Below are 14,110 nucleotides of genomic sequence, written 5' to 3'. Positions count from 1 at the left end.
TATCATGAATAATTGTTTTATAATACTTGCTGGAGGAGAAAGTAAAAGATTTAATTCTATAACTCCAAAGCCTTACCACGTATATAAAGGTAAATATTTACTACTACACTCTATAGATAAAGCAAAAAAATATAAAAAATTTAGTAAAATTGTTTTAGTTATTAATAAAAATCATAAATCTCTCATTAAAAAACTCAAAATCGTAGATATAGAAATTATCACTGGAGGTGTTACTAGGGCAGAATCAGCATATAAGGCTTTAAAAAGTATTAAAAAAGATAATATTAAAAATGTTATAATTCATGATGCTGCTAGACCTAATTTTTCTATAAAACTTTTAGATAAATTGGTTAATAGTCTTAAATTAGAGGACTGTGTAATCCCTGCTATTCAAAGTACAGACTCAATTAAGCATAGATCTTCAAACAAAATTATTAATTTAAAAAGAGAAAATGTTTATTTAATTCAAACACCTCAAGCATTTAATTATAAAAAATTATATGCACTTCAAAAACACAGAGATGTTGACATCACTGATGATGCAAGTTTATTTGTAAGAGCTGGAAAAAAAATAAAGATTATTAAAGGTGAATTAAATAATAACAAAATTACAATAAATTCAGATATCAAAGTAAGTGGTTTAATTAAGTACGGATTAGGCTTTGATGTTCATAGATTAGTACCTAATAAAAAACTTTATTTAGGTGGTATCAGAGTGCCCTCACCTTTTGGCACATTGGGTCACTCAGATGGAGATCCTGTTTTACATGCCTTAATAGATGCTATTCTTGGCGCTTGTTCTATGGGTGATATCGGTGAAAAATTTTCAGATAAGGACAAAAAATTTAAAAATATTAGGTCAACAATTCTTTTAAGTAAGATTATTAAGCAAATAGAAATTAACAGCTATTTAATTAATAATCTTGATATTAATATCATTACTCAAAAACCCAAAATTCAAAAATATAAAAAACAAATTACAAATTGTATTGCTAAAATTTGTAAAATTTTACCTTCACAAATTAATATTAAAGGTAAGACAACTGAAAAACTAGGTTTAATAGGCAAAGAAAAAGCTATAGCATGTGAAGTAATAGTTTCGGTGATTAAAAATGATTAAAACTTTCAATTCACTATTTGTTACAATGCTTGGTCTGGGTAAAATTAAGTTTATGCCTGGAACTTTTGGGTCTTTAGCGACTACAATTATTCTTTATTATTTATTCCATTCATTAAATGTTTCACCAAATATAATTTTAATAGGTTTGATAATAATATTTATTTATTCATTTTATGCTATCTCGAACCATATACAAAATAATGAAAATAAAGATCCTGGTGAAATCATTATTGATGAGTTGCTGGGTCAATCAATTCCTATATATCTTTATGAAATTTCTCATGGTACAACAAAAAATTCTAGTGAGGCAATCATATACTATGCTTTATTTTTTATTCTTTTTAGATATTTTGATATCATGAAACCATTTCCTGTAAGTTTTTTTGATAAAAATTTTAAAAATAGCTTTGGTGTAATTATGGATGATATCTTTGCAGGATTTTATGTAGTGTTAACTCTTGTGTGTTTTGTGATCATCAAAAGTTATGTTTTATAATGAAAAATTTGGCAAATAAAATTGTGAAAAAATTAATTAAGAAGAGACTTAAAGTGTCATTCGCAGAATCTTGTACTGGGGGTCTTTTATCAAGCTCAATAACATCAATTAATGGCTCCTCTAAAGTTTTTAATTTAGGTTTTGTTACTTATTCTAATAAAGCAAAAGTTAATATTCTTAAGGTTCCTTATAACGTAATAAAAAAATATGGTGCAGTTAGCGAAGAATGTTGTTTATCTATGGTTAAAAATTTAAGCAAAATTAGTAAAGCAAACATATCTGTATCAATAACTGGTATTGCTGGACCTAACGGTGGTACGAAATTAAAGCCAGTAGGTTTAGTTTATATTAGTGTCAAAAAGGGAAATAAAATAATAACTAAAAAAAATCTATTCAAAAATAAAAATAGAATATCTATACAAAAAGTTACAGTTAGCACCGCACTTAATATAATCGATAATATTGTCTAACTTTTAGCCCAACTTATATTATTCCAAATTCTTTCATGAAAATAATATAAAAAAATTTTAGTTAAAGCTTCGATACTACCTATAGAAACACCTATTAAAAAGTCACCAGTTAAAATCCATGCAATAATAAAAGTTGTTAAGCTAGCAGTAATACGCCACGTTAACGTTTTTGCAATTGTTCTTTTTTGTAAGTCTGCGGACATAATTTACCTTTCTGCACATATGGTTTTTTAATGATTTATCTATCCCTGAATAAATCGTTAGCTCTTCTTTGAAACGAGTCAGCTATTTTATCTAAACCATACTGAAAAGATTTAGTCATTAAAATATTTAAAAATTTATTTTCAATCTCAAAATCAATATCAAAAGATATCTCAGTAAAATTCCCTTTTTCAAGAAAAAACCATTTATTATACAAATGCTTGAGGGGTCCTTCGATATTAGTTACTAGGATAGTGTCTGTATCTTTATTAAATCTGACATCACTTTTATAAGTAGCCTTAAAAGGACCTTTCCCTATTGTAAGATCTGCAATTATTAATATCATATTTTTTTCTTTTTTTTTTTCATAAATTTTTGCATCTAAACAATAAGGTATAAACATTGGGTAATTTTCAATATCTAGAACAAGATCCACTAATTGTTTTTTATTACATTCAATTAATCTCTTGACCGTGGCTTTAGGCATTAAATTTTTCTAATCTATTTTTTTGCAATTGAGCAAAGTCTTCATCAGCATGATAAGAAGATCTAGTTAATGGTGAAGATGAAACTAATAAAAAACCTTTAGTTTTTGCAATATTTTCTAAATCTTTAAATTCATCTGGATGGTAGTATCTTTCAAGTGGATGATGTTTTACTGAGGGTTGCAAATATTGTCCAATTGTTAAAAAGTCTACATCAGCAGACCTTAAGTCGTCCATCACCTGAATTAACTCATCTTTACTTTCTCCTAAACCAACCATTAACCCTGATTTAGTAAAAACTTTTTTATTAATTTTTTTTACATTCTTTAAAAGTTCTAATGAACCAAAATATCTTGCACCTGGTCTAACTTTTAAATAAAGTCTTGGAACTGTTTCAATATTATGATTAAAAACATCTAAATCTCCTTCAAGAATCTTTTTATAAGAGTCACCCTTTCTTAAAAAATCTGGGGTTAAAACTTCAATTGAAGTTTGAGGGTTTTTTTTTCTTATAGCTGTAATTACATCAAAAAAATGATTAGAACCTCCATCTTCTAAATCATCTCTGTCAACAGAAGTTATAACAACGTGCTGAAGATTAAGTTTGTATACAGCATTTGAAATTTTATAAGCCTCAAATGGATCTAAATTTTCAGGTTTACCTGTTTTTACATCACAAAAAGCGCAAGCTCTTGTACAGGTATCACCCATAATCATAAAAGTAGCATGACGTTTACTCCAACATTCTGTAATATTTGGGCAGTTAGCTTCCTGACAAACTGTTACTAAATTGTTTTGATTAACAATAGTTTTAGTTAAGAAAAATTCTTTACTGTTAGTTAATTTAGACCTTATCCAATCAGGTTTTTTCTTAATTGGATTTATAGGTTTGTTAACTTTTTCTGGGTGTCTTGGTTTAATTGTCATTCTTTTTAATTATATAGAGGGTCTCTGCTTCTTTGCCAAATAAAAACTTTTCTCTTATTAACGTTTCAACATAATCTAAATCTAATTTATCACTTAATAAAGAGTTTTTAAACTCAAGGTTTTTAATTTTATTGGTTAGATTCTTTTCTTTATTTTGTAAACTTATTAAGATTTCTTTTTTTTTAAAATAAGAAAAAAGACCTCTTTCACCGTCTAAAAAGTTAAAGAAAAAATAAAGTATTAAAAAGATTGAGATTAGTAAAAAATAATTTTTTTTTAATTTTTTCAACATTAATAAATGTTATTCATTAATGCTTTTTTTCCAAGCTCTTCTTCTATACGTAATAATTGATTATATTTAGCAACACGTTCAGATCTAGCTAATGACCCTGATTTTATTTGATTTGAATTAGTTCCTACGGCTAGGTCTGCAATAAAAGTATCCTCACTATCACCTGATCTATGAGAAATTATTGTTTTATAGCCAATTATTTGTGCAAATTTAATAACTTCAAGTGTTTCCGAAACCGTGCCAATTTGATTAAGTTTAATCAATATTGAGTTTGATGAATTATTTAAAAAACCAATTTTTAGTCTTTCTAAATTTGTAACATAAAGATCATCACCAACTATTTGAACATTTTTTGTATACTTCATTAATTTATTCCATGCTATCCAATCATTTTCTCCAAATGGGTCTTCTATAGATTTGATTTTGTATTTGGTTATTATTTTTTGATATTCTTTAATTGATTGATCTACTGAAATAAGTTTTTTAGAATGAATAGAGTATTTATTTTTTTTTATTAATTCGTTAGCCGCAACATCCAAACAAATTGAAACATCTTTACCATTCTTAAATCCAGATTTTTTTATCGCAGCTACAATTAGATCTAAAGCTTTTTCATTGCTACTAATCATAGGAGCAAAACCACCCTCATCTCCAACAGACGTTGAAAAATTCTTCTTTATAATTAAATCTCTTAAATTGTTAATTACAACAAAACATATTCTCATTGCCTCTGAAAAACTCTTTGCTTTATCAGGTCTAATCATAAATTCTTGAATTCTTAAACCGTTATTGGCATGAGCTCCACCATTAATAATGTTCATTAAAGGGTATGGTAATTTATAATTATTTTTTACCAAAAAAGTTTTATATAAAGGTACTTTTTTAATCTTTGCAGAAAGTTTTTTTGTAGCCATCGACACGGCTAAAATTGCATTAGCTCCTAAGTTTGTTTTTTGCCTAGTTCCATCAAGATTAATTAAGATTGTATCTATACGCATTTGATCATGAATATTTTTACCTTTTAATTTTTTTGAGATTTTTGTATTAATTAAACTCACAGCATTTAAAACACTTTTACCCAAATATTTTTTGTTTTTACTGTCTCGTTTTTCAAACGCTTCATATGTACCAGTTGATGCTCCTGATGGACAAATAGCTGTTGCACTTAAATTTTTTGAATAAACCTCAGCTTCAATTGTTGGGTATCCTCTACTGTCAAAAATTTGGCGAGCTTTTACCTTTAATATTTTGCTCATTTATTTTTTAATTAGATTATCTATTTCAAAAAGTTGAGATAGCAATTTTTCTAATTTATCTAAAGGAACCATATTAGGTCCATCAGATGGAGCATTATCAGGGTCTTGATGTGTTTCAATAAAAACACCTGCAACACCAACTGCTACTGCAGCTCTTGCTAAATATTCTACAAATTCTCTTTGCCCACCACTTGTATCACCCAACCCCCCAGGTTGTTGTACAGAATGTGTGGCATCAAAAATAACAGGGTAACCATTCTTTGCCATTATAGGTAAAGATCTCATATCAGAGACAAGAGTATTGTACCCAAAGCTTGCGCCTCTTTCAGTGACCAGAATATTATTATTACCAGAATCAGCAATTTTTTTAGTAACATTAACCATATCCCATGGTGCTAAAAATTGACCTTTTTTAACATTAATAATTTTTCTTGTTTTAGCTGCAGCAATTAATAAATCTGTTTGTCTGCATAAAAATGCTGGAATTTGTAATATGTCTGCATGTGGGGATACAACAGAGCATTGCTCAGCATTGTGTATGTCAGTTAATATTGGAACATTTAACTCTTTTTTTATTTTATCAAAAATAGGTAAAGACTGTTCAAGACCCGCACCTCTTTTTCCTTTTAAGCTGGTTCTATTTGCTTTATCAAAAGATGTTTTATAAATAAAACCCATATTAAATTTTGAAGTAATCTCTTTAATTTTACCTGCCATATCCATAGCATGCTGTTCTGTTTCAAGTTGACATGGACCAGCAATAATACAAATCTTATTATTGTTTGAAATTTCTATGTTTCCACAATTAACTTTTATATTTTTCATTTATGATTTTTAGCAGCTTTGATAAATGATGAGAATAAAGGATGTGGTGCCAAAGGTCTAGATTTAAATTCAGGGTGAAATTGTACAGCAACAAACCAGGGGTGGTTTTTTAGCTCAATAATTTCTGGTAATTTGTTATCTGGAGATAATCCTGAAAAAATTAAACCATTTTTTTCAAATTTATCTTTGTAACTAATATTAACCTCATATCGATGCCTATGTCTTTCTTGAATTGATTTTGATTTATAGATTTTTCTAATTAATGAATTTTCTTTTAATTTTGCTTCATAAAGACCAAGTCTCATAGTGCCACCTAAATCTTTATCAGTTCCTTTAATTAATTTGCCATTTTTATTCCATTCAGTAATTAACCCAATAATTGGAACACCTCCAGCTCCAAACTCACTTGAAGTAGCTTTTTTTATATTTAACTTATTTCTAGCAAATTCTATAATTGCCATTTGCATCCCAAAACAGATTCCAAAAAAAGGAATTTTTTTCTCTCTAGCATATTTAATTGCTTCGATTTTACCTTCTGTTCCTCTTTTGCCAAAACCACCTGGTATTAAAATTCCCGAAACATCTTTTAATTTTTTCTTAATTTCAGAAACTTTTAGATTCTCAGAATCTATTCTCACTAAATTAACCTTTAAATTATTATCAATTCCACCATGAGTTAAGGCTTCATCTAAAGATTTATAAGCATCTTTAAGGTCAACATATTTGCCAATGATTGCAATATTGATTAATTTTTTTGTATGGAGAACAATTTTTGTAATTTTTTTCCAAGGATTTAAATTAACTTTTTTTCTTCTTTTAATCCTAAAATATTCAAGCACTTGTTTATCTAAATTTTCTCTATTAAAACTAATCGGCGCCTCATAAATAGTTTTAACATCAACTGTCTCAATTACATTTTTAATATTTACATTACAAAACAAGGATATTTTTTTTCTATGTTCAAGCGGGATAGGTCTTTCTGATCTACAAATAATAATATCTGGTTGTATACCGAGACTTCTTAACTCTTTTACAGAGTGTTGAGTAGGTTTTGTTTTAATCTCATCTGAAGCTCTAAGGTATGGGACTAGTGTTAAGTGAATAAATAAAGCATTCTTTTTACCGACATCATTTGAAAATTGTCTAATAGCTTCAACAAAAGGAAGGCTTTCAATGTCACCTACTATCCCCCCTATTTCACAAATTACAAAATCTTCTTTAGATATATCATTTTTTATAAACTCTTTAATACGATCAGTTATGTGTGGAATAACTTGAACAGTTTTACCAAGATAACCTCCCTTACGTTCTTTCTTTAAAACGTCACTATAAATTTTTCCAGTTGTAATGTTGTCAGTTTTTTTTGCAGAAATTCCTGAAAATCTTTCATAATGACCTAGATCTAAATCGGTTTCAGCACCATCGTTTGTTACAAAAACTTCACCATGTTGAAAAGGACTCATTGTTCCTGGGTCAACATTTAAATAAGGATCTAATTTTCTTAAACGGACTTTAAAACCGCTTGATTGAAGCAAATATGCTAACGAAGCAGAAGAAAGTCCTTTACCTAAGGATGATACCACGCCGCCGGTGACAAATATAAATCGCGCCATGGAATTATCTTATAGCGATTAATTAATAAAATGGAAAGAATTAATTATTAATTTTCAGGAATTGAAGGAGTATCACTAGATTTTTCTTCAATGTTATCTAGTACAGAGGATGTAGGTGTTAACTCACCTCTAGATATTATTGTTAAAGCTAAGCTACAAATTATGAATAAAGTAGCAACTACAGCTGTAGCTTTACTCATAAAATTACCTGCTGATCTGGAAAGCATAAAATTATCTTGAGAAACTCCAATGCCAAGTGCTCCACCTTCAGATTTTTGCACAAGTATCAAAAGCACAAGTATTACAGCAAGCACTAAGTTGACTACTAATAAAATATTTTCCATGAAGGTTAACTATATGTTTTTTTGACGATATCAATAAATTTTTTAGCATTTTGAGATGCTCCTCCAATTAAAAAACCATCAATATTATTAATTTCTCTTAAGATTGTTATATTTTTGGGATTTACAGAACCCCCATATAAAACTTTAGGCAATTTATCTTTAAATTTACTTTTAATATATTTTACTGTTTTAAAAAGATCTTGGTGTTTTGGTATGAGCCCACTACCTATAGCCCAAACTGGTTCATAAGCTAAAAAAATGTTTGATTTATATTTGATATTTTTTAAACCAATTTTAATTTGTCTAGAGAGGATTGAGTGTGTCTTTTTTTTTTTTCATTTAAAGTTTCACCTATACAAAAAATAACTTTTAATTTAGCATCAAGAGCACTTTTTATTTTTAGATTAATCAGTTTATCACTTTCACCCTTTACTCTATTTTCTGAATGGCCAATAATTACAAAGTGAGCACCAATATTTTTTAACATTTGAGAATTAACAAAACCTGTATGAGCACCATAAACATCACTTTCATGACAATTTTGACCACCAATACCGATTTGACAGTTTTTAAATTTTTTTGAAAAAGAACTTATTAAAGTGTTTGGTGGGCAATAAATTAATCTTCCTCCCTTTATTTCTTTGGATTTAGAAAATTTAATAACTTTATCTAATGTTTTTAAGGATGATAAATTCCCATACATTTTCCAATTAGCTATAAAATACATATATTTATTTGTCATAATGAAAATTTTAATCTATAGCTTGGTATTTTAAAGATCAATATATTAATAATGCAATGATAAATCCTTTTAAAGAATTTACAAAAAAAAAGATTGGTGGATTAATACTAATTTTTGTTATTATAATTGCTTTTGGTTTTGGTGGATTTGGTGGTGGCTTTAGTACTGGAAATCAAAATAATATAGCCAAAATTAATAACACTAATATTTCCACTCAAGATTTTATGGATTACTTGAATCAATCAGGATTAAGTCAACAAGTTATAAAAGAGAATATTGATAAAAATGTAATTGAAGAACTTTTATCATCCTTAATATCAATGACTTTATTAGACCTTGAAATAAAAGATTTAGACTTAATTTTATCAAGAGAAATGATTGCAGAAAAACTTAAAAAAAATAAAAACTTTCAAGATGAAAATGGTGAATTTCAAAGAACTCTTTATGAAAAATTCTTACTAACAAATAGTATGAGTGCAGCGATGTATGAAATCAAATTAAAGAATAATGCTCTGCAAAAAGAATTATTTACTTATATAAGTGGTGGCGCTAAATCACCTAAGTTTTTAATAGATAAGCATTTTGTAGAAAATAATAGAAAGTTAGATATTGAGTATATTGAGTTGAATAATTTTTATAAGAAAACTAATGAATTTACCAATAAAGAAATTGAAGTTTTTATTAAAGAAAATTCAGATAAACTAAAACAAGACTTTATTGATTTTTCCTATGCAATAATCACACCAAAAAATTTAATAGGTTTAGATGAATTCAACCAAACTTTCTTCGATGCAATTGATGAAATAGATAACAAAATATCAAAAAATATTGATTTTAAAACAATTATCAATGAACTTAATATCAAGCCAATTATTAAAAAAGATTATATCAACCTAGAAAATAATAAAACAATTGAGAATAAGATTTATAATTCTAGAAAAGATAAGATTGAAATATTTGAAGACAATGGAACCTTTATTTTTTATCAGATTGATAATATTAAATTAAAGTTACCAAGTTTAGAGGATAATAAATTTACAAAACAAATGAAAAATCTTTTATATCAAAAAGAAAAATTTGAATATAATAAAAACATACTTGATCAATTAGACAAAAAAAAATTTAATGAACAATCTTTCAATAAGCTTGCAAATGGTAAGATTGAGAAAATTCAAATAAACTCAGTTAAAGACGTAAATAAATTTGAAGCTAATTCAATTGAAGTTTTATATTCACTACCAATTAATGAGTTTACTTTGATTGCTGATAAAGAAAACAATATATTCATAGCCAAAGTAATAAGTTATGAGGATACTAATGTTTCACAAAATTCAAATATATTTAAAGCAATTTCAAATGAGGCAAGTGCAGAAAATAGAAATGGAATTTTAAAATCATATGACTATCTTTTAAACAGTAAATATAACGTGATAGTTAATGAAAAAACCCTTGATAGAGTAAAAAATTACTTTAGATGATGCTAAATCGAAACTTTAAAGATTTTAAGTTTCAACACAAAAGAAACAAAAATCAAATTATATACACCTCCAGGAAAACAGTAAATGATCGTGAGGTTCTAAATCTAATTGATAATTTTCTTAGCGAAAAAAATAGCTTTATTTTTGAATCTGTTGAAAAAGGAAAGATCAGAGGTAGATATACTATATTTGGTAAAAACCCCGATAAAATTTGGGAATTCAACGATAAAAACTCTTACTTATTTACAAATAAATCTAAAAAAAAGATTAAGGGAAAACCCGACATAATTATTGAAAAAATAATAGAAGATTTTAAATTCAAAACACCTAAAGGACTACCTCCTATTTGTTCATTAATATCTGGTTATTTTTCTTACGATTCCATTAGATACATCGAAAAAATTCCTAACAAATGTAAAGATGATTTAAACCTTCCAGACGTAAGACTCTTAAGACCAAGAACATTGGTTATTCATGATAATTTAAAAAAAAAGATTTTTTATATTGTAAACATCTTCAATGATGAAAAAATTTCAAATTATAAAGTAAAATATTTAGAAATTGAAGGTGAAATAAATGATTTATTAATCCAAGCTTCATTAGAAAAAAATAATTCTTATAAAAATACTAAAACTCATATTAAAATTAAATCCAACACAACGAAAAACAAATTTTTAAAAATGGTAAATAAAGCCAAAAAATACATTAAAATTGGTGATATTTTTCAGGTAGTTTTAAGTCAAAGGTTTGAAGTTAAATTAACTAAAAAACCATTAGAAATTTATAAAAAATTAAGAGTTACCAACCCTTCTCCATTTATGTACTTCTTCAATTTTGAAGATTTTCAAATAATTGGAGCCAGCCCAGAAATTCTAGTTAGACTACGAGATAACGAAATTACTGTTAGGCCAATAGCTGGGACAAGACCTAGGGGTAAAAACTTTAAAGAAGACAGTTTATTTGCAAAGGATTTACTACAAGATAAAAAAGAACTTTCAGAACATTTAATGTTACTTGATTTAGGTAGAAACGATGCAGGAAAAGTATCTAAAATTGGGAGTGTCAAAGTTACAGAAAGTTTTGTAATAGAAAAGTACTCTCATGTAATGCACATAGTTTCTAATGTAGTTGGAGTTTATAATAAAAAATATTCAAAATTTAAATCATTACTTGCTGGTTTTCCAGCTGGGACCGTTTCAGGAGCACCTAAAATTCGAGCTATGGAAATTATTGATGAATTAGAGACAACAAGAAGAAAAGTCTATGCTGGGGGCATAGGATATTTTTCAGCAAATGGTGAGTTTGATACCTGCATTGCTTTAAGAACTGCTGTTGCAAAAGATAGAAAATTTTATGTCCAAGCTGGTGCAGGGATTGTAGCTGATAGTAAGCCAATTAAAGAATATGAAGAAACTATCAATAAAGCAAAAGCTCTAATGAATGCTCTTAAATAATGAAAATTATATTAATAGATAATTACGATAGTTTTACATTTAACTTATACCACTACATATCATCGTTAGGAGTTAATGTTGATGTAATTAGAAATGATAAAATTACTGACAAGCAAATAATAATAAATAAATATAACAGAATTGTTATATCACCAGGTCCTGGTAATCCAAATCAATCTGGAAATTGTATTAAGATAGTCAAATCTTTATACAAAAAAATTCCAATATTAGGAGTATGTTTAGGTCATCAAATTATCGGACAAGTATTTGGTTCAAAAATAATTCAGGCTAATAAAATAATGCATGGAAAAACAAGTGTGATAAAATCTAAAAAGATTGGTATATTAAAAAATCTTCCCTCTAAATTTGAAGCCACAAGATATCACAGTCTAATTATTGATAAAAAAACACTTTCCAATAAACTTGAAATTACTGCTGAAACAAAAGATGGAATTATTATGGGTGTAAAACATAAAGAATATAATATTCATGGTGTTCAATTTCATCCTGAAAGTATAAGAACTACTATTGGGATTAAAATATTAAGAAATTTTATAAATTATAAAGATTAATGAAAAAATATCTAGAGAAGCTAAGAAATAAAGAGAATTTATCTTTCGATGAAAGTAAAGCAGCATTTGAAATATTAATGGATGGCAAAGCTTCAGAAAGTGAAATATTTGATTTTTTAACTCTACTATCGGCAAAAGGTGAAGTCTCTGATGAAATCGCTGGAGGTGTTTATATATTAAGAAATAAGTCTAAAAGAGTTAACGTTAAGGATTGTGTCGATACATGTGGCACAGGTGGTGATGGCATGAATACACTAAATATTTCTACTGCATCAGCGTTATTGCTATCTAGCATGGGTATCAAAGTGGCAAAACACGGTAATAAAGCAGTTTCATCTAAATGTGGATCAGGCGATGTTTTGGAAGCTTTAAATATAAAGATTGATTTAGAGCCAAAAGATATTGAAGAACAAATAAATAAAAATAATTTTGGTTTTATGTTTGCACCGAACTACCATAGTGCAATGAGGTTTGTTGGACCAACTAGAAAAAAGATAGGTAAAAGAACAATATTCAACATGATCGGACCTCTAAGTAGCCCTGCCCTAGTTAATAGACAAGTTGTTGGTGTTTTTGATAAGAATTTATTAAAAATTTTTGCTGATGCACTAAGGAATTTGAATATTAAATATGCTTGGATTGTTAATAGTGAAGATGGTTTAGATGAAATATCACCTTATGCAAAAACAAACGTTGTTCAATTAAAAAATGGTAAAATTTCAGAAATAATTATAGATCCTAAAGAATTAAATATTGGTGCAAATAAATTTGATGATTTGTTAGGTGATGATGCTAAATTTAATGCAATTAAAATGATAGATATATTTAAGGGCGAAGATAATGACTTTTCAAAGGCTGTCTGCTTAAATGCTGCAGCAGGACTTATTGTTACTGAAAAAAATTCAGAATTTAAAGATGCTTATGATTCAGCAAGGTCACACATATTATCTGGTAAAACATTTGAAAATTTAAAAAATATACAAAATGTCTAAAAATGTATTAGAAAAAATAATTAAAAAAAAAATTGAACGTATTGATTTATTAAAAAAATCAATTCCATTAGATTCATTAAGTATAAAAATAAATGAAAATAAATCATTTATTAATTTTAAAGATAAAATACAAAATAATATTAATTATAATAAAATTTCATTAATTGCTGAAATTAAAAAAGCTAGTCCTTCTGCTGGTATAATAATAGAAAATTATGACCCTTTAAATATAGCTAAAATTTACAATAATAATAAAGCAACCTGCTTATCTATACTTACAGAAGAAGATTTTTTTTTAGGCAATCTAACTCACGTCAGTAAAGTAAAAGAAAAAATAAAACTTCCTGTTCTTTGTAAGGATTTTTTTATAGACAAATTTCAAGTTCATCTTGCAAAAAGCTATGGTGCTGATGCTATATTAATAATAATAGCAGGGGTCTCTGATAAACTTGCGAATGAATTATATGAAGAAGCGCTAAAACTTAACATGTCTATAATTGTTGAAGTGCATACTGTTGATGAAGCAAAAAAAGCTCTTAACTTTAAAGAGGCTTTAATAGGAATTAATAATAGAAATCTTAAAACGCTTAAAACAAATATAAATACAACTTATGATATCCATGATGTTTTAATTAGTCATGGCGGACCTTTAATTTCAGAAAGTGGAATTAAAACAAAAGACGAACTTCTATCCTTAAAAGACAAAACTAAAATTAAAACTTTTTTAATTGGTGAATCACTCTTGAAAAACTTGGATAATAATTCAATTTTTTCAGTTCTTTAGTAAAATAAACCACTATTTTCAACACTTTTTAGCTATTGTTAAAATAGAAGAACACTTGT

At 27.2% G+C, this 14,110-nt stretch carries 16 protein-coding genes and 1 pseudogene; 8 read left to right on the top strand and 9 right to left on the bottom strand.

Annotation, left to right across the window (positions count from 1 at the left end; all coding sequences use genetic code 11):
• The first annotated feature begins 4 nt into the window (after nucleotides 1–4).
• The 3 genes from ispF to AC5YGA_RS02705 are packed head-to-tail and all read left to right on the top strand — an operon-like array spanning nucleotide 5 to nucleotide 2,086.
• Nucleotides 5–1,120, top strand: a complete 1,116-nt coding sequence (ispF, locus tag AC5YGA_RS02715) for a 2-C-methyl-D-erythritol 2,4-cyclodiphosphate synthase (protein WP_415309208.1) — start codon at nucleotides 5–7, stop codon at nucleotides 1,118–1,120.
• A complete protein-coding gene (locus tag AC5YGA_RS02710; RefSeq protein WP_415309207.1) occupies nucleotides 1,113–1,616 on the top strand; it encodes a phosphatidylglycerophosphatase A family protein in 504 nt (167 codons plus the stop codon). Before ispF ends, AC5YGA_RS02710 begins: the two co-directional genes overlap by 8 nt.
• Entirely contained in the window at nucleotides 1,616–2,086 is a 471-nt protein-coding gene (locus tag AC5YGA_RS02705; protein ID WP_415309206.1) for a CinA family protein, read from the top strand. The genes AC5YGA_RS02710 and AC5YGA_RS02705 overlap by 1 nt, the downstream gene beginning before the upstream one ends.
• Here the strand turns inward: AC5YGA_RS02705 and AC5YGA_RS02700 are convergent.
• The 9 genes and pseudogenes from AC5YGA_RS02700 to AC5YGA_RS02660 all read right to left on the bottom strand — a co-directional run bounded on the left by AC5YGA_RS02700 (nucleotide 2,083) and on the right by AC5YGA_RS02660 (nucleotide 8,732).
• On the bottom strand, nucleotides 2,083–2,289 hold the full coding sequence (locus AC5YGA_RS02700) for a DUF2061 domain-containing protein (RefSeq protein ID WP_415309205.1): 207 nt from the start codon (nucleotides 2,287–2,289) through the stop codon (nucleotides 2,083–2,085). The genes AC5YGA_RS02705 and AC5YGA_RS02700 overlap by 4 nt on opposite strands.
• A gap of 35 nt (nucleotides 2,290–2,324) precedes the next feature.
• Complete coding sequence (locus tag AC5YGA_RS02695) at nucleotides 2,325–2,774, bottom strand: type II toxin-antitoxin system RatA family toxin (RefSeq protein WP_415309204.1); 450 nt, start codon at nucleotides 2,772–2,774, stop codon at nucleotides 2,325–2,327.
• Complete coding sequence (gene lipA, locus AC5YGA_RS02690) at nucleotides 2,767–3,699, bottom strand: lipoyl synthase (RefSeq protein ID WP_415309203.1); 933 nt, start codon at nucleotides 3,697–3,699, stop codon at nucleotides 2,767–2,769. The genes AC5YGA_RS02695 and lipA overlap by 8 nt, the downstream gene beginning before the upstream one ends.
• Nucleotides 3,689–3,991, bottom strand: a complete 303-nt coding sequence (locus AC5YGA_RS02685; RefSeq protein WP_415309202.1) for an FtsB family cell division protein — start codon at nucleotides 3,989–3,991, stop codon at nucleotides 3,689–3,691. The genes lipA and AC5YGA_RS02685 overlap by 11 nt, the downstream gene beginning before the upstream one ends.
• On the bottom strand, nucleotides 3,991–5,247 hold the full coding sequence (gene eno, locus AC5YGA_RS02680) for a phosphopyruvate hydratase (protein ID WP_415309201.1): 1,257 nt from the start codon (nucleotides 5,245–5,247) through the stop codon (nucleotides 3,991–3,993). The genes AC5YGA_RS02685 and eno overlap by 1 nt, the downstream gene beginning before the upstream one ends.
• Nucleotides 5,248–6,072 carry a 3-deoxy-8-phosphooctulonate synthase gene (gene kdsA, locus AC5YGA_RS02675; RefSeq protein ID WP_415309200.1) on the bottom strand — a complete coding sequence of 275 codons (825 nt, stop codon included), beginning with the start codon at nucleotides 6,070–6,072 and terminating at the stop codon, nucleotides 5,248–5,250. It abuts the gene before it with no gap.
• Entirely contained in the window at nucleotides 6,069–7,685 is a 1,617-nt protein-coding gene (pyrG, locus tag AC5YGA_RS02670; RefSeq protein WP_415309199.1) for a CTP synthase, read from the bottom strand. Before pyrG ends, kdsA begins: the two co-directional genes overlap by 4 nt.
• Nucleotides 7,686–7,732: 47 nt before the next feature.
• Nucleotides 7,733–8,029, bottom strand: coding sequence for a preprotein translocase subunit SecG (gene secG, locus AC5YGA_RS02665; protein WP_415309198.1), 297 nt, complete (start codon nucleotides 8,027–8,029; stop codon nucleotides 7,733–7,735).
• A gap of 5 nt (nucleotides 8,030–8,034) precedes the next feature.
• Nucleotides 8,035–8,732, bottom strand: a pseudogene (locus AC5YGA_RS02660) (triose-phosphate isomerase).
• A 95-nt stretch (nucleotides 8,733–8,827) separates the two neighbouring features.
• Here AC5YGA_RS02660 and AC5YGA_RS02655 point away from each other — a divergent pair.
• The 5 genes from AC5YGA_RS02655 to AC5YGA_RS02635 are packed head-to-tail and all read left to right on the top strand — an operon-like array spanning nucleotide 8,828 to nucleotide 14,051.
• Nucleotides 8,828–10,249 (top strand): SurA N-terminal domain-containing protein, encoded by a 1,422-nt coding sequence (locus AC5YGA_RS02655; protein WP_415309196.1) that lies wholly within the window; start codon nucleotides 8,828–8,830, stop codon nucleotides 10,247–10,249.
• On the top strand, nucleotides 10,249–11,703 hold the full coding sequence (gene trpE / locus AC5YGA_RS02650; RefSeq protein WP_415309364.1) for an anthranilate synthase component I: 1,455 nt from the start codon (nucleotides 10,249–10,251) through the stop codon (nucleotides 11,701–11,703). The genes AC5YGA_RS02655 and trpE overlap by 1 nt, the downstream gene beginning before the upstream one ends.
• Entirely contained in the window at nucleotides 11,703–12,275 is a 573-nt protein-coding gene (locus AC5YGA_RS02645) for an anthranilate synthase component II (protein ID WP_415309195.1), read from the top strand. The genes trpE and AC5YGA_RS02645 overlap by 1 nt, the downstream gene beginning before the upstream one ends.
• Entirely contained in the window at nucleotides 12,275–13,267 is a 993-nt protein-coding gene (gene trpD, locus AC5YGA_RS02640; RefSeq protein WP_415309194.1) for an anthranilate phosphoribosyltransferase, read from the top strand. The genes AC5YGA_RS02645 and trpD overlap by 1 nt, the downstream gene beginning before the upstream one ends.
• Nucleotides 13,260–14,051 carry an indole-3-glycerol phosphate synthase TrpC gene (locus AC5YGA_RS02635; RefSeq protein ID WP_415309193.1) on the top strand — a complete coding sequence of 264 codons (792 nt, stop codon included), beginning with the start codon at nucleotides 13,260–13,262 and terminating at the stop codon, nucleotides 14,049–14,051. The genes trpD and AC5YGA_RS02635 overlap by 8 nt, the downstream gene beginning before the upstream one ends.
• Nucleotides 14,052–14,110: the final 59 nt, after the last annotated feature.

It is taken from the genome of Candidatus Pelagibacter sp. uisw_091 (genome assembly GCF_059512525.1).
Note: the sequence above shows the minus strand (reverse complement) of the source record. Positions and strands in the feature narration are given on the sequence as shown.